This window comes from Psychromonas sp. KJ10-5 (genome assembly GCF_055808325.1).
The window spans coordinates 2211350-2232400 of sequence record NZ_CM147864.1; the positions used below are offsets into that span (position 1 = coordinate 2211350).

Sequence of the window (21051 nt, forward strand, 5' to 3'; positions counted from 1 at the left end):
AAATAAAACAACCATGATGGAAATATTTATGAGCAACCAATTAATACAATTAAAACAAATGTCTACCGTAGTGGCTGATACCGGCGATGTACAAGCTATTGCAAAATACCAACCTCAAGATGCAACCACTAACCCTTCTCTATTATTAAAAGCGGCGTCTTTACCTCAATATCAAGAGCTATTAACGCAAGCAACTGAGTGGGCAAAACAACAATCACAAGATGCACAGCAACAAGTGATCGATGCCAGTGATAAGCTTTCAGTGTTAGTCGGATTAGAAATACTTAAAACCATTCCTGGGCGTATTTCTACAGAGGTTGATTCTCGTCTTTCCTTTGATACACAAGGGTCGATTGTTAAAGCACGTAAATTAATTACTTTATATAACCAAGCAGGCATTACAAACGATCGAATTCTTATTAAATTGGCAGCAACTTGGGAAGGCATTAAAGCCGCAGAAATACTTGAAAAAGAAGGTATTAACTGCAACTTAACACTGTTATTCAGCTTTGCTCAAGCGCAAGCCTGTGCAGAAGCAAACGTATACCTTATTTCACCTTTTGTTGGTCGTATTTTAGATTGGTACAAGAAGCAGACCGGCAAAACATCCTACCCAGCCGACCAAGATCCAGGGGTAATTTCAGTTACTAATATCTATAATTACTACAAACAACAGGGTTACCAAACTGTGGTAATGGGCGCGAGCTTCAGGAGTGTGGAGGAAGTATTAGCGTTAGCAGGTTGTGACCGACTCACTATTAGCCCTGATTTGATGGCAGAGCTACAAAATAGTGACGCCCCTATCGAGCAAAAACTAAAAGAGCAAAATACACCAAAACAACAAGTAACACCATTAACAGAAAGTGAATTTAGATGGTCATTAAATGAAGATGCGATGGCAACAGAGAAACTAGCAGAAGGTATTCGTAACTTTACTTTGGATCAAATAAAGTTAGATGAACAACTAACCAATTTACTAACTGCATAATTAACATTCATCGTTTTTCACGCTTGATAAGAGAGCTTGCTAAAATAAGCTCTCTTTGCTGAGGCATTAACTATTAATAATTAACTTAGAACTCATAACCTTCAACATTTACCATACAAAACTTGCTACAAGTATCAGGAACATCAATAATACTCGCCTTTAATTAACCTTAACTCTTATTTGCTTATTTGCTTATTTGCTTATTTGCTTATTTTATTATTTTATTACTTTATTACTTTATTACTTTATTACTGAATAAAAATATTGTTTTATGCTTTTAAAACAATAACAGCCAGTTTGCTCGATATAAATGAAATACTTTTCTATAGGAACAGCTTTGACAAAACAGAAAAAATTAATACCTAGAAAAATTTGGTTACTTTGGTATCAAGGTCTTGAGAATGCCCCGTACCTTATAAAAAAATGTATAGCATCCTGGGTTAAGCACAATCCCACTTGGGAAATCATTGTATTAGATGAAAGTAATTTACATAATTACATCACGTTAGAAACCCCACAAGAAACATTAACTAAGTTATCTCCAGCCCATCGGTCGGATCTTTTACGTTTAAAATTATTGCATGAATATGGCGGTGTTTGGGCTGATAGCACCACTTTTTGTAATAAACCTTTAGATCAGTGGATAGATACATGCAGTCAATCTGGATTTTTTGTTTTTGATCGCCCTGATAAAGATAGACTCATGTCGAGTTGGTTTTTTGCTTCTCAAGCAGGTTGCCCTATTACTATTAAACTCCATGACTTAATGGAACAATACTGGATTAAAAACGACTTTAATGAGCCCACTGAAATACAAATAAAAATAACAACACTCTTATCAAGAATACTAAATAAAAAAACAACAACTACAAAATATTGGTTTAATCCTATGATTACTAAGGTATTGGGAATCACCCCTTACTTTGCACTTCATTACAAATTCGAAAGATTAATAGCACAGGATAAAACATCAAAAGAGATTTGGGACAATACGTTAAAGGTCAGTGCAGATACACCTCACCTAGTACAACGAGCAGGATTATTCTCAACGCCTACAACATCCATTAAACAAAAGTTAAAAGAGGCTGATGCGCCACTGTATAAGCTTACTTGGAAATATGATCATAGCAATTATGAAGCAAATACATTGCTTTATCATATTTTAGAAGAGTGTTAATGAAGATAAAATGAATGAGCCCCAATCATATACTTATGATTGGGGCTCATTCAACGCTTATAAACCGAGATAAAAACGGTTAATTATAAAGCGTTAGCTGTCTCAACTACATTTGCAACAGTGAAACCAAACATTTCGAATAGTTGCTCGGCTGGTGCAGACTCACCAAAGGTCGTCATACCAATCACTTTGCCGTTTAAGCCGACATACTTGTACCAGTAATCTGCAATACCCGCTTCGATAGCAACACGTTTAGTCACTGCCGCTGGTAGTACTGACTCTTTGTATTCTGCTGATTGCAGTTCAAATTGCTCTGTACAAGGAATCGATACCACACGCACCGCTTTGCCTTGCGCTGTTAATTCAGCTGCCGCTTGCATCGCTAATTCAACTTCTGAGCCTGTTGCGATTAAGATAATCTCTGCAGGTGTTTCAGAATCTAATAATACGTAACCACCTTTAGCAACGTCAGCTAATTGCTGTGCATCACGCGCTTGTGGTTTTAGGTTTTGACGACTGAAAATAAGTGATGTTGGTGCATCCACTGATTCAATAGCAAATTTCCAAGCTACAGCTGATTCAACACTGTCACATGGACGCCATGTATTCATGTTCGGTGTTAAACGTAAACTAGCAATTTGCTCTACTGGTTGGTGTGTTGGGCCATCTTCACCTAAACCAATTGAGTCATGCGTAAATACTTGAATAGCACGTTGCTTCATCAATGCTGACATACGCAGTGCGTTACGCGCGTATTCCATGAACATTAAGAAAGTCGCACCGTAAGGGACAAACCCTTTGTGTAACGCAATACCGTTAATAATAGCGGCCATCGCAAACTCACGAACACCGTAGTGTAAGTAGTTACCTGATGCATCATCTGCAGTAATCGCTTTCGTACCAGACCACATGGTTAAGTTAGATGGTGCTAAATCTGCAGAGCCACCTAGTAACTCTGGTAACATTGCGCCGTAAGCTTCGATACAGTTTTGCGATGCTTTACGCGTTGCAATATTCGCTTGGTTTGCTTGTAAGTCTGCAATGTAAGCTGAAGACTTCGCTTCCCACTCAGCAGGTAGTTCGTTATTAACACGGCGTTTATATTCTGCTGCTAACTCTGGGTAAGCCGCTGCATACGCTGCAAATTTCTCATCCCAAGATTGCTCTGCCGCTTGGCCTTGTGCTTTGTTATCCCAACCTGCGTAAACGTCAGCTGGGATTTCAAATGGACCGTGCTCCCAACCTAATGCTTTGCGTGTTGCTGCAATTTCATCGTGACCTAATGGAGCACCGTGACAATCGTGTGTGCCTTGCTTAGCAGGAGAGCCAAAGCCGATAATCGTTTTACAACAAATAATCGTTGGTTTAGTGGTTTCCGCTTTAGCAGAAATAATCGCCGCTTTAATTTCTTCTGCATTGTGACCGTCTACTGACAGTACTTGCCATCCGTAAGACTCAAAACGTTTAGGCGTATCATCAGTGAACCAACCTTCTACTTCACCATCGATAGAGATGCCGTTGTCATCCCAGAAGGCAATCAGTTTGCCTAAGCCTAATGTACCCGCTAAAGAGCAAGCTTCATGCGAGATACCTTCCATTAAACAACCATCGCCTAAGAAAGCGTATGTGTTATGGTCAACAATCTCATGGCCTGCTTGGTTAAATTGTGCCGCTAAAGATTTTTCAGCAATCGCCATGCCCACTGCATTGGTAATACCTTGGCCTAGTGGACCTGTTGTTGTTTCAATACCTGGTGCGTAACCATACTCTGGGTGACCCGGTGTTTTTGAATGCAGTTGACGGAAGTTTTTAAGGTCTTCGATTGAAAGGTCATAACCGGTTAAATGCAATAGAGAATAGATAAGCATTGAACCATGACCATTAGAGAGAATAAAGCGATCGCGGTCAGCCCAATCTGGGTTCGTTGGGTTGTGCTTTAGGAAGTCAGTCCATAACACTTGTGCAATATCAGCCATCCCCATTGGTGCGCCAGGGTGACCTGAATTGGCTTGTTGTACTGCATCCATACTAAGGGCACGAATGGCATTAGCTAACTCTTGACGAGAAGGCATCTGTTTCTCCTGATTACATTTAGATTTAATAAAGAATATGTGCGGATATATCTGGTGCGGATTATCACAAATACGTGGTACGGGGGCAAACGATAATTTACAAATTGATCACATAATTGGAGAAAATAAAGTTTAACTGGGGAATAGTAAAGAAAATGCAAAAAGTATAGGTTAAGTAATATGAAATAAAATAATTAAGGGTAGATTAAATACCCTTAATAAAGACTGTTAAACTAGCTTTGTTGCTCCGCATATCCAGTATTTTTATTTGGACCAAAAACAAAAATAATTCCCAGATCTAATAATATTTGTGTGGTTTTATCAAAAAAGGTAATGGCTTGATCCGTTGGCATATGCTTAAGAATCAACTCAATCGCAATATCAAACCCTTCCGCATCTGGTAGTGCTTTTAATAGTTCGCCAGACTCAATGAAGTACAAATAAGTATTAATTTTTTCTTGTAGTGTAAAAAGGTGTACATCGTCGTGATCCCAAACTAACGGGTCAATAATACTTAAAAATACACGTTTCGCTTCCTTTTCCATGCCAATAGCATCAATGCTATCTGTTTCAACTACGCTCATTACTATTCCTAACTTTTTATCTAATTAATGCTGATGTATACGACTAATAACCTAAACCATTGGATATAATTCGCGCCACATGGCCATTCCACCTTCAACGCTATAAGTATCCTTATAACCTTGGTCGGCTAAATATTGAGCAACCCCTTTACTACTATTACCATGGTAACAAACAACAAATACAGGTGTATTAAACTGCACTTTTTCAAAAAACTCTTTTAGTGTTTCGTTATTTAAATTAAAAGCACCTTCTGCATGATCAGCAGCATAAGACTGAGCATCACGCGTATCCACAAGAACAGCCTCTTCATTCTCTAAACGTTGTTTGGTTTCAGCTATTTCTATTAGCTTAAATGTGGACATTTTTTATTCCTTTATTAATTAAACATTTATCAATGCTAAGATAAGCAATTATTTTATCGTATAAAAACATATAGCAAGGATTTTTATGTTATTACAAGGTGACGGTTAATACAAAAAGATATCATTGTTATTACAAAACAGTCTCTATCAACTATAATAAACAATAACATAAAGGCAACGACAAAGAATTGCTACATAATGGATAAAAATAAACACTAATCCAGAGAAGGTATCATTTTCGAAGTTTAATAAATAACATACAATATGTTGACTATAATATTACTGAAACTTTCGAGTTCTTAAGTAAACATACAATAATGGACGATATTTTGATATTAGTACTTCAATATCAAACATGGATACGAATACAGTTTAATTTACAGGTACCTCTTTAATGAAATTTATAATAATAAGTGCAGTCTATAATATGGCTGATGAACTAAAAGCTAACATAGAGATACTTAAGCAACAAGACTATACAAATTTCGAGGTTTATTTTGGAGATGACCTTTCTACTGATAATAGTTGTGAAGTTATTGAAGAAAATATAAAAGATGACGAACGATTCCACCTTATTAAACACCAAAATAAACTGTTTTCTATGGGTAATATCTGTACTTGTATAAAAGCCGCTAATCCAGAAGATGAAGATGTGATAGTACTGGTCGATGGTGATGACAAACTATCTTCTGTAGATGTACTAAGCTATCTAAAAGAAGTATACACAAAGCAGCAGTGTTTAATGACTTATGGCTCATACCAGTCAGATGGAGTTAAGGATAAAAACTGTAAACCTTATCCCAAAATCGCCGCTTACTTTAATTTATTTAGATTTTGTAAGTGGAGAGCATCGCACCTAAAAACATTCAAATACAAGCTATGGAATAAAATTGATCGAACAGATTTAACTATCACTAGAAAATGCTACGAAAAAACCATTAAAAACGCCTTACATAGAGGTCAATTAATTACTTGGTCAAATCTAAGAAAAGTCCAATATGAAGATATTGTTACTTCAACATATGAATATGTAAGACGTTGTGATGATAAAACCTTTACACTACCAATGCTCGAAATGGCCGGCAGTAGAAGCTATCACATATCGCGAGTACTTTATGACTATAACAGAAGAGGTCCGCATGATTTCGGTTGCAGTGATAAAAAATGGGCTCAACGCTTTATTCGTAAAACTGTATTTCTAAAACCAAGATACAAAAAATTAGATTTTAACTAATATACCGGACCTGTTTTCAGTATCCTTCGCTTAGCATAAATTAGGCGAGCGATACTGAAATAAAGATTGTTAATTTTTTAGCAGTACCTTTTGATAAACATCAAGCGTTGCTTCCACCCCTTGCTCAACATTAAATTTATTCACCGCTCTTTCTTTGGCATTTTTACCGTAAAGTGCACATAACGCCCTATCATTATATAACTTCATAATGGCATCAGCTAATTCTTGAGGTTTAGATGGCGGAACAACAATGCCTGAATGACCATTTTTCACTAACTCGGCATTACCGCCTGTATCAGATACAATGGCAGGGATACCATAGGAGTTAGCTTCTAATACAGCACGACATAAGCCTTCTCGTTTGGTTGTTGGTAATACAGTTAAATCAGAAGCAGCAGCGACTTCTGGCGCATCAGTTCGATAACCTAACGCATGTACTCGACCAACACGGCCACTTGATTCAATCAAAGCCTGGATTTTTGGTGATGAAGGATCAGCCCCTACTAATAAAACGTCAAGGTTTGTATCCTTAGGCAATAAAGATAATGCTTCCATCAAAACAGGTAAGCCTTTACGCGGTCTTAAATTAGCAACTAATGAAATAATAAAGCTATCATCTGCTAATTTTAAATCAGATAAATCAGCTTTTGGATTTTGATACCAGCTACTATCGTGACCTTTATAGACAGTCACGGCTTTATCTTTATGTCGGCCAAGGTGAGTTTTTAGCTCTAACTCAACAGCCTTTGCAACACAGATAATTTTATCTAAACGCGGGTGAAGTAAAGTTAAATAACTAGCAGGATCAAGTCGACTCATATTGCCAGTCTGCCCTCTGTAAGCAATTGCTTTTACATCAGTACCGATAGCCGCCATTGCGCCATTACAACAAGCTATATTATTAAACAGATGGAGAATTTTAATATCATGCTGTTTAATCAACTGTTTAATTTTTTTGATGCTAGATAATGAGAATTTTTTATTTAGCTTATCAGTGAACACTTCTATTCCATTCGACTCAAACAACGCAATAAGTGGCGAATTTGGGTTGCATAAAGCCGTTACTCTCACTTTCCCTGTTTTATGTAGTCCTATTATTTGAGATGCCTCAGGACGTATAGGGTTAATATTTTCACGAGCATGGTGTGTCACCACTAAAACATTGATCATGGTAATTCTAAATCCAAAAAATTGATAAAATGAAGGCCGACTCCTAAAAGGAACTTTCAACCTCAAAAGAATACGAGTAAAAGATTGTTGATTAATGTTAATTAATCTAAGGAAAATAGTTATCTATTTTTCTACTTTAATGATTAGTTATCAAAAGCTATAAACAATAAGTATATGATGTGTAGAGTATCTTATCCCTTAACACCAATCAAATGAGATAAATAAAACCGATTTATTAAGCAAATAAATAATTTAATGTTTCCAATACTTTAACTTTTTGCGCATTTTAATATTTTGGATAAAATTACGCGGCTTTGTGTCTTGCCAATCATTTTCAATCATCTCTTCAACTGCAGATAAAATTCGACTAGATGAGTTACCATCAAGAAAAGGAGTGATAGCTGGACCATATGCCTTAATTTGCTCTATTAAAGCAGAAGAAGGAGACAAAGCTTGCTGAATTGCTCCCTTTAGTTCGGCAGCTTCGGTAATATTAATAAAGCAATCCAACGGAGACCTATTATTAACAGTAATAACAGGTTTATTTAGTAGTAAAAATTCTTGAAAGATAGAGGAATTATCACAAATCATTAAATCTGCTCGGTGCAAAGCCTCAATCACTTGATCATTACCAAAAAAAACTAAATTCTCACCCTGTAAATCTTTATACTTTTGTACTGTCTGTTTGGCCATTTTAGGATGTAATGTCACTAACCATTGCCACTGGCTATCTTTACTTAGTCTCTTAATTTCATCATACACAAGTTCAGCGCAGGATAATGAAGTTGAAAAAGTCGATGAAAATAAAATTTGTGGACGTGAAAAAGTCTCTTTAGATTGGTATCTAAATAAAGCATCTAACTTTACCCAGCCGGTTTCAACTACTTTACAATGAGCTTTATCTTTAATTGCTTCCAATAACATACCAGTTCGTTGCGGCCCTTCAGTGCAATAAAGATCAAACAAGCCTCTCTCAGGATAAACGTTACCGCGTTTACTTTGGTTTAAACCATGAAAAACTTGTACTTTAATGCCAGGTATAAAACGGGGTACATGATTGCCAGGAACAAAAACAGCATCAGATTTAAAAGCAATGGCATCGTCAATGGAGGCTAGCATTTGCTCATCATCTCGCAAATATTGAGTAGAAGCGTCATTTCCGACAATTAGCCATTTTACTTGGTAACCTTGATTAATAGCTTCAATCTGTATTGGGCGAAGAATATCGAAGGCATAATTTTGCTCAACATAAAAAAGAAATTTTAACGACTTTCTTTCTGTATTTGATGGTGATACCTGCATTGATTTACCCTACAATTTGAACTAAAAATAAATAATAGTAGTGTACACTACATCTTTTTAGCAAACAGCGAATAATTGATAATATGCTTTTACGTTTAATTTACCGCCTTTTATTAATATTAGTAGCGCCAATTTTTTTAATTGGCTTGTATAAGTCAAAACCAAACAAACCTAAATTTGGAAAACGCTGGAAAGAGCACTTTGGTATCACTCCGCCAATTAATAAAACATTTAACAATCCAATATGGGTTCATGCAGTCTCTGTTGGTGAAGTCGTCGCTATCACCCCTTTAATTAAAGAACTCAAAAAACAAACACCTTCACTTAATATTCTCTTAACCACGACCACCAGCACAGGTGCAAATGAAGTGAAAAAGTTAGGGGATTTAGTCGAACACCGTTACATGCCTTTAGACTTTCCTTTTGCTATTAAAAGCTTTATTAATCGCATGCAACCTAAAGCATTATTTATTATGGAAACTGAGCTTTGGCCTAACACATTACATTACTGCCAAAAAATGAACATAGCGGTAACAATTATTAATGCCAGATTATCTGAAAGATCTGCCACACGTTATAAGAAGTTTCCCTTCATCTTTAATCTATTATTGAGAAATATTGATTTTGTCTTAGCGCAAACTCAACATGATGCACAACGTTTTATTAACCTTGGTCTTTCTCCGCAGCAAACTCAAGTGACAGGTTCTATTAAATTCGATATCAAAGTAACGCCAACACAATTAGACGAAGCAAAGAAGTTAAGAGCAGCTTTGGGTAATGCGCGACCTGTATGGATTGCGGCGAGCACACATAAAGGTGAAGATGAACAGGTTATTGCAGCTCATCAACAAGTATTAACGAGCATACCAGAGGCATTATTAATTATCGTGCCGCGTCACCCAGAGCGCTTTAGCTCAGTACAAGAACTCGTTACCAAAAATAAGTTATCGGTAATATCAAGAAGCAGCCAACACAACATAACAGAACAAACTCAAGTTTACCTTGGTGACACCATGGGTGAGATGATGGTTTTACTGGGCGCATCAGATGTTTGTTTCATTGCCGGAAGCTTAATTGGTGATAAGGTCGGCGGGCATAATCTACTTGAAGCTGCAGCACTCAAAAAACCTATTTTGAATGGGCCCAGTTATTTTAATTTTAAAGAGATAACAGAGCAGCTAACGATATTAGGCGCTTGTACTATTTGCCAAGATGCAAAAGAGATCGCTAATGCAATAAAGCATTTATTCGCAAACGAACAAATACAAAATGAACAAGGGAAACAGGCATTAGCTTTTGTTGAAAGGAATCAAGGTGCTCTACTTAAAACCAGTAAAGCGATACTAAGTATTATTGATGATAAGCCTTAGATAAACACTCCCAATCTTGCATCTCCCATTTAATTTGACGCTTATTGAGCTCTTTATTAAAAGAACGTAATAGGCGTTTTAAGTTTCCTTCTTTCCATTCGCTCCCTGTTTGTTCATAACATTTATCAAAATCAATGATCCATGCTTTGCCTTGTTTATCCAGCAAGATATTGTGAATGTTTAAATCCGTGTGATTAACCTGCGCTTGATGCATTTTTTTAATCTGTATTGCTATCGCATGGTATTCAGCTTCGTTTAATTTACGTTGTTGTAAGATATCCACCAAATCCTGCGCATCGGGTATTTTTTCTGATAACAAATCTGCTTGATAAAAAAAACCATGCTTTATAGCTCGAGCTGCGATTGGGCGAGGTACATTTACATCGAGGCTATTAAGCTTTTGTAATAGATTAAACTCAGCAATGGAACGTGCCACCTCCCAGCCATTAAATACATAATGATCAGAAATAATTTTGCCAAATAACCCTCCACGTCGATAATGACGTAGCGCCCCTTGTATGGCGTCTAACTGCACAAACCATGTTGTCCCTCGACCTGTCGCACTACCAGTTACTTTATTAAGTTGCTCCCAGTATTGAGGATCAAAACAACGTTCTATATCATCGCTAATTAAGCTATCATCAAACATGATATAACAGTTATTTTGTTCAAACGTTTTTAACATGATGTGATTCCATTTACCGAAAAGAAAAGATATTAACATGCCTCTATTTACAACTGCACCAAAATCTATCTGCCTATTGCGTCTATCTGCTATCGGTGATGTTTGTCACGCAGTCGCCATGGTACAGGCTATTCAAAAGCAATGGCCTTCGACTAAAATAACTTGGATCATGGGGAAAATTGAAGCGCAGTTATTACATGACCTACCGAATGTTGAAGTTATTATTTTTGATAAAAAAACGGGTTTTAAAGGCATGAGAGCGATATGGAAACAACTCTCTGATAGAAGGTTTGATGCTTTGTTACATATGCAACTGGCATTAAGGGCTAGTGCATTAACTATCGGCATTAAAGCAAAATATAAAATAGGGTTTAACCGCAAACGCGCTAAAGAGGGACAATGGCTGTTCACCAATAAAAAAGTACCAGATACAGCCTCCCAACATGTGTTAGAAAGCTTTTTTGAATTCGCTTATTACCTTGGTATTGATAAAACCACACCGACATGGCATATCCCATTAAGCGAGTCAGATATCCACTTCGCACAGAGCATTAGCCCATCAGGTAAACCACTCTTTGTGATTAGCCCTGCTGCAAGTAAAGATGAGCGTAATTGGTTAACAGACCGTTATGCAGCCATTGCAGACTATGCCGCAGAAAAAGGTTTTGAGGTTGTGTTATGTGGTTCCCCTGCCCCGAGAGAAATAACATTGGGCAATAATATACAAAATTTAATGCAACAATCAGCGATCAATTTAATTGGTAAAACGTCATTAAAGCAACTCACGGCAACATTAAAGCAAGCACAAATTGTACTAGCGCCAGATTCAGGCCCAGCCCATATAGCAACCACACAAGGTACTACTGTTATTGGTTTATATGGTCACAGTAACCCGCTCAGAACAGGCCCATATTTGAGCCAAGATAATGTGGTCAGCGTGTATGAAAAGCATGTTGAATTACAGCATAATAAACCGCTCTCGGAGTTAGCTTGGAGTGCAAGGGCAAAAGGAGAGCACATTATGCAAGATATTAACGTGGAAGATATTATTGATGTTATCGGAAAAGCTAAATATTAATTTAAACTTTTTGTTACATAGGGCTACTAAGGATTCGTCCTGTAAATAGCCCATAAAAGTAACTTACATCAGATAAACTTTATAAATAATCAATGTATCTAGTTATTACCAATAATCTAACAATTGATGAACTCATTAAATTAAAAATTAAACAATTTATTGTTATTTTCTATAACTAAAGAAATTAACCTTTTAGCATTACTTTCAAGTTCAAACTTATTGCTGCTATTGATTAATTTATTGAGATCTTCTATTTCAGAAACAGAGTAACAATGATCATACGGTGCAATACTCCAATCACGTAAAAAAGCATTGAGCTTTTGGATAGAGCGATTAATACCAAAGTGGGGTTTTCCAAATGACATTGCTGTTATAGCACCATGCAAACTAGTTCCTATATAACAATCAGAGTTCTTAATTAGATACATAATCTCCCATATATTTAACTCAAATTTTATATCACTGTAATCCAGCATTTTTTTGTGCATATTATTTAGCAAATAAAAATCATCATGACCGGCTGCGTAACCAATAGGTAAAAGTAATATTCTCTTGTTGGTTTTTTTAGACAAAGCTCCTAATTTTTCTACTGCATTCGTTAAACTATCACCTAGCTTAGATGGTGCAGCTTGAAATATTATGTATGGACTTTCCACATAAGATAAAATATCTCCTCTTACCTTGGAGCTTAAAAAACTATCAGAGCATAAATCAGACATGATAAACGCAGAGTCCGGGTATAACTCTACATTATTAATATGATCTAACCTATCGTAAGTTCTTTTGTCTCTAACAGATAGAAACTTTGAAGCTTCAAGCCTATTAGTTAAATCAACTTTCTTTGTAGCAGGTAGTTTTCGAGGTATACCACCACCGATAGTATTATATTTTACTATTACCCCATCATTTAATAGTTTTTGGTCAGGTAAATAAGGATAATCCCATGGAGCTTTGTACTTTAAATCAGCCCAACTTTTAAATAGTTTTTTAATTAATGGGAAGCTATTTAACTTAGTATAGAAGTCGTTGAGCAGTTTTGGCTTTGGCATATGTAGGTACAGCCCAGCATTAGAAGCGCAAAGTACTTCACCTCCCACTACAATAATCACATCACCTTCTTCTAACTTTTCTATGGTGCGTGTAATTGATTCTGTTTTAAAACATGCAAAAGAACTAAGGTCAGAATCACTAATTGAAGCGTGAATGAATTGATATGAATCTAACTTTTCAGGCAAATATTTATCAACGTACATTTCTAATAATATTGGCATTAAATTATCGCCATAATTGTACCGGTCGTATGCTCCGAATAAAACCACTTTCTTTTTCATCATAATCCTTTCAATTACTCATTCCATTTGCATGAAAACTTTAATATAAAATATAGAATGTATTGTAATATAGAAAGTAAATTACCTCATAAATTTTTATGCAGATAAATAATAAATATTATAATAAACACTTTCATTTTCTTAAAAAGAGTTTATCGCAAGTGATAATTTGATAATTGCAAAAGAAAATTTATTAATGAAAGATATTGAGTGAGTTAATATAAGATCACTTTTATAAAAGAATAAAAGTTGAACCAGGATAAATATAATAAATTAGTAAAAAATAAAATAAATTGAGCAGCCCAAGGCTATGGGAAACTTAAGGTTATTAACATTAACCAGGACAAAAAACTATTTTTCAGAACATGCTCTAAATTATCAATTACTCTAAGTATTAAACTATTTTTCTATAACCTAATAAATCTAAGTCTTTTTTATAGCACAAGTTAACAATAGCTAACATGTTTTTCGAATATACATCCTCTAGCACAGGTTCGCTTTGGCTCATCATATTAAGATGTGTAAAAGTAACCCTTCTTTGTAGCTTTTCACTTAACATCTCCTCAGCCTCATTAATAGCTTCAACTTTTCCCAAAAAACTACATTGCAACTTTTCATTGTTGTCAAAAATAAATTTATATTGAGGAATAAAATGCTCAGCTCTTTTCTCAATAGCATATTCTAAACCACCTTCAATAATAAAAGACTCAAAACTATCGTATTTAGCGAGGTATAACTCCCACCAAGCGCGATCAATTTTATTCATTCCACCATTTTTTAAGTAGTTATATGCTGAATATAGGCGGGTATATGGATTACGAGTTATAGCAAATGAAAAAGCTTGTTGAAACTTATCCGCATCTTCATTTAAATAATCAGATGCGGAAGCATGATGAGACTTATTTTGATTATACAATGACTTAACAACAGACATTCCTGCTGCTTTAGGAATATGAATAAATAACACTTCATTATTTACATCATTAAATAATGTTCTTTTATTATAACTAATCCCATTATCCTTTAATTTATGTTTGATTTTATTAACTTTATAAGTAATCTTTTTACTTTTATATATTGATAGTCTGTTGGCAAATATTGATGGAAAGTAATCAAAGCTCCTCCCAAAATAATTACTCTTTAATTTTTCAGTAAATAACATAAATTATATCTCCTCATTTAAAATATCCATTTATGATAAATTTTAAATGAGGAAAAAATGTGCAAAGATAAGTTTCAGATATAATTTATTTGTAAAATATAATTAATATTTATTATACTTAGTTGGATTTTTTTAAAAATATAATCAAAGACTAATCAACTTCTATAATGCTTTCCAGATAAGAAAGCCTTCACCACATACAAAAAACTAACCTTATACCTTTTTCCTAGACATAATCTTTTTAAAACACTAGTACCCGTTTTTAACAGTAAAAATAGCGTCTTACTTAAAGGCATATAATACCTTAATTTTAAACCGAGCTCGTAACTTCGCTCAATACGCCTAAAACGAGTCATAGTTTCACTTTCCATTTCTAGTTTAGATAGAGAGTGATCAAAACCAGTAATCAGTTTTACATGTTTAACTTGCTCACTTTCATTAACTCTTAAACAAAATGTCGTATCAACACCATATAAATAAAAGCGTTCATCAAATACGCTGTTGTAATATTCATTTAATGCATTAACAATATTAATACCAAGCACTAAGCCACTACCGATCGTCGTAACTCGGCTACTATCTTTTATTATTGTTTCTGATGAATAACGTTTGCGGTCAATACTTGGATATTGCACTTTTCCGTTACTAGTAATAATGGGTAAAGAAAGATGTTCAGGTTTGCTTAAAGCAGAGGCTTTAATAAATTGCTCGCTCAGCTCAGAATCATCATCAAGTAAGATATACTTTTTAGCCTGATTGGCTTTTATGAAACGGTTATATATAACTGCTAAGGAATCATTAGTGACTGTTTCAACGATCTCTGTTTGATAGCCTAAGTCGATAAGGGCTTGAGAGTTGACAGAATTTAACTTTTTAGGGCCATTATTCCAAATAACAATTTTAGCGTTTGAATATTGAGCTGTCGATTTGATTAAAGAGTTTAAAGTACTACTGTCTTTTATTTCTTTATTGTAAAGCAATACCAGAATGGCTGTTTCTAACATGTATGTCTCGGTAATTTGGTTAATGCATATTGCAATAATAGACTATTATTGTTTAATAATAGGCAGTTTCCGTACTATCTATTTTTACCTATTCACCTAATATAAAATTATCTACAACAACTCTTCAATAAAGCATTGCAGCCAATCATTAAACAATATTACTTGTCATAAGTTGATCGGCAAGAATAAAGAATAATTTAAACTAAATAAGCACTTCAGCATTACTCGCTATAAAACGATAATACCAAAGGGTTATAGTAATGATTTATCAACAATGAGTAAAATATAAAGAGAACTAAGCATGCTGACTGCCTCAAATTAATACAATCTGAGGCAGTCAATTTTAGAGTGGGGAGATAAAACTTATTTCCAAGCTTTCCAAGCGTTGATTAAACCATTAGTAGAACAGTCATGGCTTTCTACACAATTATCATTACTTAATTCCGGTAAGATTTGCCCTGCTAATTGCTTACCAAGCTCAACACCCCATTGGTCGAAAGTAAAGATATTCCAAATAACGCCTTGGGTGAAAATCTTTTGCTCGTACATAGCAATCAATTGCCCTAGTGTTTTAGGTGTTATTTTTTTAACAAGAATAGAGTTAGTTGGCTTGTTACCTTCAAATACTTTATAAGGGACTAAATCAGCGACTTCTTCTGCTGATTTACCGGCAGCTGTAAATTCAGACTCCACTTGCATTTTTGTTTTACCAAAAGCTAATGCTTCGGTTTGAGCAAAGAAGTTTGATAGTAATTTTGGATGATGGTCACCTGCTGGGTTATGACTTACGGCCGGAGCAATAAAATCACAAGGAATTAACTTAGTCCCTTGATGTACTAACTGGTAGAAAGCATGTTGCCCGTTTGTACCAGGTTCGCCCCAAATAATAGGTCCTGTTTGGTAATCAACTGGGTCACCGTTACGGTCTGTACATTTACCGTTAGATTCCATATTGCCTTGTTGGAAGTAAGCAGGGAAACGGTGCATATATTGATCATAAGGTAAAATAGCCTCAGACTCAGCGCCGTAGAAATTGTTATACCAGATACCAATAACCGCTAATAATACTGGAATGTTATCTTTAAAATCAGTCGTCGCAAAATGTTGGTCCATTTCATGCGCGCCGGCTAATAGCTCTTCGTAATTATCAAAACCGACAGTTAAGGCAATAGATAAACCAATCGCACACCAAATAGAATAACGGCCACCAACCCAATCCCAGAATTGGAACATATTCGTCGTATCAATCCCAAACTCAGTGACTGCAGTGGCATTCGTAGATAATGCAGCGAAGTGTTTCGCTACAAACGCTTCATCTTGCGCAAAATTTAAGAACCAATCGCGAGCACTATGTGCATTGGTCATAGTTTCTTGTGTGGTAAAGGTTTTAGACGCGATCAAGAATAACGTTGTCTCTGGATCCACCTTAGTTAGGGTTTCAACAATGTGTGTACCATCAACGTTAGATACAAAGTGCGTCTCAATGCCATCGACTTTATAAGGACGAAGTGCTTCAGTGACCATATAAGGGCCCAAGTCTGAACCACCAATGCCAATATTCACCACATCTGTAATCCGTTTACCAGTATAACCTAACCACTCACCCGAATGTACCTTTTCACAAAATGCTTTCATTTGTTGGAGTACTTGATTGATTTTTGGCATTACATCTTCACCATCAACAAATACCGGTGTATTACTACGATTACGTAAAGCAGTATGTAATACGGCACGCTGTTCTGTGATATTAATTTTCTCGCCAGAGAACTGTGCTTTAATAGCACCTGATAAATCGACCTCTTCAGCTAAATCCAACAGGCTTGCTAAAATTTCTTCAGTAATTAGATTTTTAGAGAAATCTAATAAAAAGTCTTCATTGAATTGACGAGAAAAAGTCTCAAAACGCTGTGCGTTTTCAGCAAATAATTGCGAAATCTGCATATCTGCGTGTTCATCGAATAACGATTGTAGCGTAGACCAAGCCTTGGTCTGTGTTGGTTTGATATTTTTCAGCATAAGAGGTTCCCAAGTTTATGATATTAAAGCTTTTGCAGTTATTGCTCATTGACTATAAGTTATCAGAAATAACCACACACTGTTCATTAAATATTGATAAAAAAGGCAAAACAATGAGTTACAACAACTAATGTACCTTTAAAAAGGGCATACTTAAATAACTCTTGTGAATAATTTAATACTAAACCGTGTGTGGTAGTGTGAATTATTAGCGCTGAATAATAGCCAATAAAAGAGTGAGCTTTTGTAAGAAAGCGTAACATTAAAACAAGCAATGTAAGGGTCGACAATAAAGATCCAAATATCCTTTAAAAATTGGTATCATTCGAGGATATCCAATTAAGCCAATATATTTATCAAAAGGTAAACAGATAAGATGCAAGAAAACTCAGACAATACAACTCACTTTGGTTTTAAAACCGTTGAAGAGGATAAGAAGGTAGAGCTCGTTGCCGATGTATTTCACTCTGTTGCCGCTAAATATGACATCATGAATGATGTGTTATCCATGGGTATTCACCGCATTTGGAAACGTTTTACGATTGATTGTTCAGGCGTACGTCAAGGTCAAAAAGTATTAGATCTTGCAGGTGGCACTGGCGATCTAACTGCCAAGTTTTCACGTATTGTTGGCACAAAAGGTGAAGTGGTTTTAGCTGATATCAATGATTCCATGCTCAAAGTCGGCCGTACTAAACTGCGTGATATGGGGATCGAAGGTAACGTTAGCTATGTTCAAGCAAACGCTGAAGAACTGCCCTTCCCTGATAACCATTTTGACCTGATCACTATCGCTTTTGGTTTACGTAATGTGACAGACAAAGATAAGGCATTAGCTTCTATTTACCGTGTATTAAAACCAGGCGGTCGCCTTTTAGTATTAGAGTTTTCTAAACCTGTATACACGCCGGTTGAGAAGTTCTACGATTTCTACTCATTTAATATTTTACCTAAGTTAGGTAAGTTAATCGCTAACGACAGTGAAAGTTACCAATACCTTGCTGAAAGTATTCGTATGCACCCAGACCAAGACACCTTAAAAGAGATGATGAATAATGTCGGTTTTGAAGGAACAGAATACTTTAACCTAAGTGCAGGTATTGTCGCACTTCATCGCGGTTACAAATACTAAATAGCCTTTTTACAGCGAGAGATAATATGCCATTAACCAACTTACTTTGCGGCTTACTAGAAACAAGCGTGAATCAGCTACATCAATTAGATAGCAGTGCAATAAGCAAACGTAAACAACTTAATGGCACTATCATTGCGGCGAGCTTACAAGAGATAGACTTACCACTGTATTTTATTATTTCTGAGCAGCAGGTTGATGTGCTTAATCAATTTGAAGGTCAACCTGACTGTACTATCAAGGTCAGTTTTCAGGCACTGAATAAACTGCAAGATAATCGTCAATTAACGCAATTGATTAAATCGGGCGAGTTAGAAGTTGATGGCGACATCCAGTTAGTGCAGAAGTTTGCTATGTTATTAACTGATATGCAGATCGATTGGGAAGAGCATTTATCACAGAAAGTGGGTGATGTTATTGCACATAAACTCTGCCAACATGCTAAAACAGCGTTTCAAACGACCCAATTTCAATATAAACGTATTGAAACGCAATCTGCACTGTATGTAACGGAAGAGATCAAACTCGCTCCAAGTGCATTGGAAGTTGCGTACTTTTGCGATCAAGTCAGTAGTTTAGCAACGGATGCAGATCTGTTACTCAATAAGATCAACAATAAGCTGGATAAGCAGCTCAACAACCTATCACAAACCAAGGTATTAGCTGACAAAAAATGATAAAAATTAAAGAGCTATCGCGTTTATACCAGATACAAAAAACCTTCATAGAATACGGCTTAATTGAACTAGTCCCTAAAGCACAAAGACCAAAGAGCTACTGGGTTCTGCGCCTATGTTTATTTTGGTTACGCAATCAACATCAGCATTTAAGTTTGCCAGAACGCTTACGTTTAAGCTTACAGTCATTAGGCCCTATTTATATCAAACTTGGGCAAATGTTATCAACTCGCCGTGATCTATTAGCGCCAATTTATGCAGACCAGCTTGCTCATCTACAAGATAATGTTCCCGCCTTTTCTGGTGAACTGGCCATCAAACAAATAGAAAAATCTTTCCAACGCCCTATTCATGAACTTTTTGATGATTTTGACAAAGTAGCATTAGCATCAGCCTCTATCGCACAGGTTCATACAGCGATTTTAAAAGAAGACGGTAGAGAAGTTGTAATTAAAGTCACGCGCCCAGGTATCGAGAAAACGATTTCAGCAGACTTACAATTAATGAAATGGTTTGCCGGGTTACTGCAACGCTTCTTAAAAGATGCAAAAAGATTACGCCCAGTTGAAGTGATCCGCGAATATGAAAAAACCATCGTAGATGAATTAGATTTAATGCGAGAAGGTGCAAATGCGATTCAATTACGTCGCAATTTTTTAAACTCTAAACTGTTATACGTACCTGAAATATATTCAGACTACTGCACTAAAGATGCGTTAGTAATGGAGCGAATTTACGGTATTCCAGTATCCGATATTGATGCATTAAAAGCACAAAATACTGATTTAAAATTATTAGCTGAGCGAGGTGTAGAAGCCTTTTTCACACAAGTGTTTAGAGACAGCTTTTTCCATGCGGACATGCACCCTGGTAATGTATTTGTCTCTTACGAACACCCAGAAGATCCGCTTTGGATTGGTATTGACTGTGGCATAGTAGGTACATTAACTAACGAAGATAAACGTTATTTAGCCGAAAACTTCTTAGCTTTTTTCAACCGAGATTACCGCCAAGTTGCCCAACTACATATTGATTCTGAATGGGTGCCTTCCGATACACCTGTAGAAGAGTTTGAATTTGCTATTCGTGCCGTATGCGAGCCTATTTTTGAGAAACCATTATCTGAAATATCTTTTGCACAGGTATTAATTAATTTATTCAACACTGCACGTCGCTTTAACATGCAGGTTCAACCACAATTAGTATTGTTGCAAAAAACCTTGTTATATATTGAAGGGTTAGGACGTCAGTTATACCCTCAATTAGATTTATGGGATACCGCAAAACCTTTCTTAGAAAATTGGATGCGTGAGCAAGTAAGCCCTAAAACCCTAATCAATAAATTAAAAGTAAAAGCACCATTTTGGTTAGAGAAATTACCAGATATTCCAGAGCTGGTTTACCATAATTTAGCGCAAACCAAACAAGTTCAAAAACAACAGCAGTTATTGATGCAACGCTTAAATGAACAACAAAATCGCAATAGTAAAAACCAAGTGATTACAGCCTTGGCTATTACCCTAAGTATTATCTCTGCGCTGTTATATTTACAGGAAGATGGCAATATTAACTTGTATTTAACAATACCCGCAGTAATATCTTGGGTACTTGCTTGGCGATTTAATAACAAATTGTGACAATTGTAGTAAAAATTTCACATTAATGGGTTATTGTTTACCAGTTAACTTACAACATTATTTACACAT

The 21051-nt window shown here is 35.8% G+C and carries 18 protein-coding genes; 8 read left to right on the top strand and 10 right to left on the bottom strand.

Annotated elements, in window-relative coordinates; all coding sequences use genetic code 11:
• Window positions 1-28: 28 nt before the first annotated feature.
• A complete protein-coding gene (gene tal, locus AC0L3W_RS09765) occupies window positions 29-988 on the top strand; it encodes a transaldolase (protein WP_409439020.1) in 960 nt (319 codons plus the stop codon).
• 337 nt (window positions 989-1325) lie between these two features.
• Window positions 1326-2165 (top strand): capsular polysaccharide synthesis protein, encoded by an 840-nt coding sequence (locus AC0L3W_RS09770; RefSeq protein ID WP_290040535.1) that lies wholly within the window; start codon window positions 1326-1328, stop codon window positions 2163-2165.
• A gap of 83 nt (window positions 2166-2248) precedes the next feature.
• Here AC0L3W_RS09770 and tkt read toward each other — a convergent pair whose 3' ends face one another.
• The 3 genes from tkt to glpE all read right to left on the bottom strand — a co-directional run bounded on the left by tkt (window position 2249) and on the right by glpE (window position 5184).
• Window positions 2249-4237: a transketolase gene (gene tkt / locus AC0L3W_RS09775; RefSeq protein WP_409439019.1), complete on the bottom strand. Its 1989-nt coding sequence runs from the start codon at window positions 4235-4237 to the stop codon at window positions 2249-2251.
• Between the two features lie 233 nt (window positions 4238-4470).
• Window positions 4471-4821, bottom strand: a complete 351-nt coding sequence (locus AC0L3W_RS09780) for a DUF6572 domain-containing protein (RefSeq protein ID WP_409439018.1) — start codon at window positions 4819-4821, stop codon at window positions 4471-4473.
• Window positions 4822-4872: 51 nt separating this feature from the next.
• Window positions 4873-5184, bottom strand: a complete 312-nt coding sequence (glpE, locus tag AC0L3W_RS09785; RefSeq protein WP_290041079.1) for a thiosulfate sulfurtransferase GlpE — start codon at window positions 5182-5184, stop codon at window positions 4873-4875.
• Window positions 5185-5578: 394 nt separating this feature from the next.
• Here glpE and AC0L3W_RS09790 point away from each other — a divergent pair, with 394 nt between their 5' ends.
• Window positions 5579-6418 carry a glycosyltransferase family 2 protein gene (locus AC0L3W_RS09790; protein ID WP_417696187.1) on the top strand — a complete coding sequence of 280 codons (840 nt, stop codon included), beginning with the start codon at window positions 5579-5581 and terminating at the stop codon, window positions 6416-6418.
• 69 nt (window positions 6419-6487) lie between these two features.
• Here AC0L3W_RS09790 and AC0L3W_RS09795 read toward each other — a convergent pair whose 3' ends face one another.
• Window positions 6488-7588: a glycosyltransferase family 4 protein gene (locus AC0L3W_RS09795; RefSeq protein WP_409439016.1), complete on the bottom strand. Its 1101-nt coding sequence runs from the start codon at window positions 7586-7588 to the stop codon at window positions 6488-6490.
• Window positions 7589-7840: 252 nt separating this feature from the next.
• Window positions 7841-8890: a CDP-glycerol glycerophosphotransferase family protein gene (locus tag AC0L3W_RS09800; RefSeq protein ID WP_290041082.1), complete on the bottom strand. Its 1050-nt coding sequence runs from the start codon at window positions 8888-8890 to the stop codon at window positions 7841-7843.
• A gap of 83 nt (window positions 8891-8973) precedes the next feature.
• On the opposite strand from AC0L3W_RS09800, the gene waaA reads away from it, so the two are divergent.
• Window positions 8974-10260: a lipid IV(A) 3-deoxy-D-manno-octulosonic acid transferase gene (gene waaA / locus AC0L3W_RS09805; protein ID WP_409439015.1), complete on the top strand. Its 1287-nt coding sequence runs from the start codon at window positions 8974-8976 to the stop codon at window positions 10258-10260.
• Here the strand turns inward: waaA and AC0L3W_RS09810 are convergent.
• Window positions 10241-10945 (bottom strand): 3-deoxy-D-manno-octulosonic acid kinase, encoded by a 705-nt coding sequence (locus AC0L3W_RS09810; RefSeq protein ID WP_409439014.1) that lies wholly within the window; start codon window positions 10943-10945, stop codon window positions 10241-10243. The genes waaA and AC0L3W_RS09810 overlap by 20 nt on opposite strands.
• A gap of 37 nt (window positions 10946-10982) precedes the next feature.
• Here AC0L3W_RS09810 and AC0L3W_RS09815 point away from each other — a divergent pair, with 37 nt between their 5' ends.
• Entirely contained in the window at window positions 10983-12023 is a 1041-nt protein-coding gene (locus tag AC0L3W_RS09815) for a glycosyltransferase family 9 protein (RefSeq protein ID WP_409439013.1), read from the top strand.
• A gap of 140 nt (window positions 12024-12163) precedes the next feature.
• Here the strand turns inward: AC0L3W_RS09815 and AC0L3W_RS09820 are convergent, their stop codons facing one another.
• The 4 genes from AC0L3W_RS09820 to pgi all read right to left on the bottom strand — a co-directional run bounded on the left by AC0L3W_RS09820 (window position 12164) and on the right by pgi (window position 17536).
• A complete protein-coding gene (locus tag AC0L3W_RS09820; RefSeq protein ID WP_409439012.1) occupies window positions 12164-13357 on the bottom strand; it encodes a polysaccharide pyruvyl transferase family protein in 1194 nt (397 codons plus the stop codon).
• Between the two features lie 391 nt (window positions 13358-13748).
• Window positions 13749-14516, bottom strand: coding sequence for a sulfotransferase family 2 domain-containing protein (locus tag AC0L3W_RS09825; RefSeq protein WP_409439011.1), 768 nt, complete (start codon window positions 14514-14516; stop codon window positions 13749-13751).
• Window positions 14517-14671: 155 nt separating this feature from the next.
• Window positions 14672-15520, bottom strand: a complete 849-nt coding sequence (locus AC0L3W_RS09830; protein ID WP_409439010.1) for a glycosyltransferase family protein — start codon at window positions 15518-15520, stop codon at window positions 14672-14674.
• Window positions 15521-15883: 363 nt separating this feature from the next.
• Window positions 15884-17536: a glucose-6-phosphate isomerase gene (gene pgi / locus AC0L3W_RS09835; protein WP_409439009.1), complete on the bottom strand. Its 1653-nt coding sequence runs from the start codon at window positions 17534-17536 to the stop codon at window positions 15884-15886.
• A gap of 376 nt (window positions 17537-17912) precedes the next feature.
• Between pgi and ubiE the strand changes: the two genes are divergently transcribed.
• The 3 genes from ubiE to ubiB are packed head-to-tail and all read left to right on the top strand — an operon-like array spanning window position 17913 to window position 20982.
• On the top strand, window positions 17913-18668 hold the full coding sequence (gene ubiE, locus AC0L3W_RS09840) for a bifunctional demethylmenaquinone methyltransferase/2-methoxy-6-polyprenyl-1,4-benzoquinol methylase UbiE (RefSeq protein ID WP_290041097.1): 756 nt from the start codon (window positions 17913-17915) through the stop codon (window positions 18666-18668).
• Window positions 18669-18694: 26 nt separating this feature from the next.
• On the top strand, window positions 18695-19345 hold the full coding sequence (locus AC0L3W_RS09845) for a ubiquinone biosynthesis accessory factor UbiJ (protein ID WP_409439008.1): 651 nt from the start codon (window positions 18695-18697) through the stop codon (window positions 19343-19345).
• Window positions 19342-20982, top strand: a complete 1641-nt coding sequence (gene ubiB / locus AC0L3W_RS09850) for a ubiquinone biosynthesis regulatory protein kinase UbiB (RefSeq protein ID WP_354669237.1) — start codon at window positions 19342-19344, stop codon at window positions 20980-20982. The genes AC0L3W_RS09845 and ubiB overlap by 4 nt, the downstream gene beginning before the upstream one ends.
• Window positions 20983-21051: the final 69 nt, after the last annotated feature.

Excerpts from the sequence above, each read along its gene's own strand:
- tal (WP_409439020.1), top strand. The coding sequence starts at position 29 with ATGAGCAACCAATTAATACAATTAAAACAAATGTCTACCGTAGTGGCT.
- tkt (WP_409439019.1), bottom strand. The coding sequence starts at position 4,237 with ATGCCTTCTCGTCAAGAGTTAGCTAATGCCATTCGTGCCCTTAGTATG.
- AC0L3W_RS09780 (WP_409439018.1), bottom strand. The coding sequence starts at position 4,821 with ATGAGCGTAGTTGAAACAGATAGCATTGATGCTATTGGCATGGAAAAG.
- glpE (WP_290041079.1), bottom strand. The coding sequence starts at position 5,184 with ATGTCCACATTTAAGCTAATAGAAATAGCTGAAACCAAACAACGTTTA.
- AC0L3W_RS09790 (WP_417696187.1), top strand. The coding sequence starts at position 5,579 with ATGAAATTTATAATAATAAGTGCAGTCTATAATATGGCTGATGAACTA.
- AC0L3W_RS09795 (WP_409439016.1), bottom strand. The coding sequence starts at position 7,588 with ATGATCAATGTTTTAGTGGTGACACACCATGCTCGTGAAAATATTAAC.
- AC0L3W_RS09800 (WP_290041082.1), bottom strand. The coding sequence starts at position 8,890 with ATGCAGGTATCACCATCAAATACAGAAAGAAAGTCGTTAAAATTTCTT.
- waaA (WP_409439015.1), top strand. The coding sequence starts at position 8,974 with ATGCTTTTACGTTTAATTTACCGCCTTTTATTAATATTAGTAGCGCCA.
- AC0L3W_RS09810 (WP_409439014.1), bottom strand. The coding sequence starts at position 10,945 with ATGTTAAAAACGTTTGAACAAAATAACTGTTATATCATGTTTGATGAT.
- AC0L3W_RS09815 (WP_409439013.1), top strand. The coding sequence starts at position 10,983 with ATGCCTCTATTTACAACTGCACCAAAATCTATCTGCCTATTGCGTCTA.
- AC0L3W_RS09820 (WP_409439012.1), bottom strand. The coding sequence starts at position 13,357 with ATGATGAAAAAGAAAGTGGTTTTATTCGGAGCATACGACCGGTACAAT.
- AC0L3W_RS09825 (WP_409439011.1), bottom strand. The coding sequence starts at position 14,516 with ATGTTATTTACTGAAAAATTAAAGAGTAATTATTTTGGGAGGAGCTTT.
- AC0L3W_RS09830 (WP_409439010.1), bottom strand. The coding sequence starts at position 15,520 with ATGTTAGAAACAGCCATTCTGGTATTGCTTTACAATAAAGAAATAAAA.
- pgi (WP_409439009.1), bottom strand. The coding sequence starts at position 17,536 with ATGCTGAAAAATATCAAACCAACACAGACCAAGGCTTGGTCTACGCTA.
- ubiE (WP_290041097.1), top strand. The coding sequence starts at position 17,913 with ATGCAAGAAAACTCAGACAATACAACTCACTTTGGTTTTAAAACCGTT.
- AC0L3W_RS09845 (WP_409439008.1), top strand. The coding sequence starts at position 18,695 with ATGCCATTAACCAACTTACTTTGCGGCTTACTAGAAACAAGCGTGAAT.
- ubiB (WP_354669237.1), top strand. The coding sequence starts at position 19,342 with ATGATAAAAATTAAAGAGCTATCGCGTTTATACCAGATACAAAAAACC.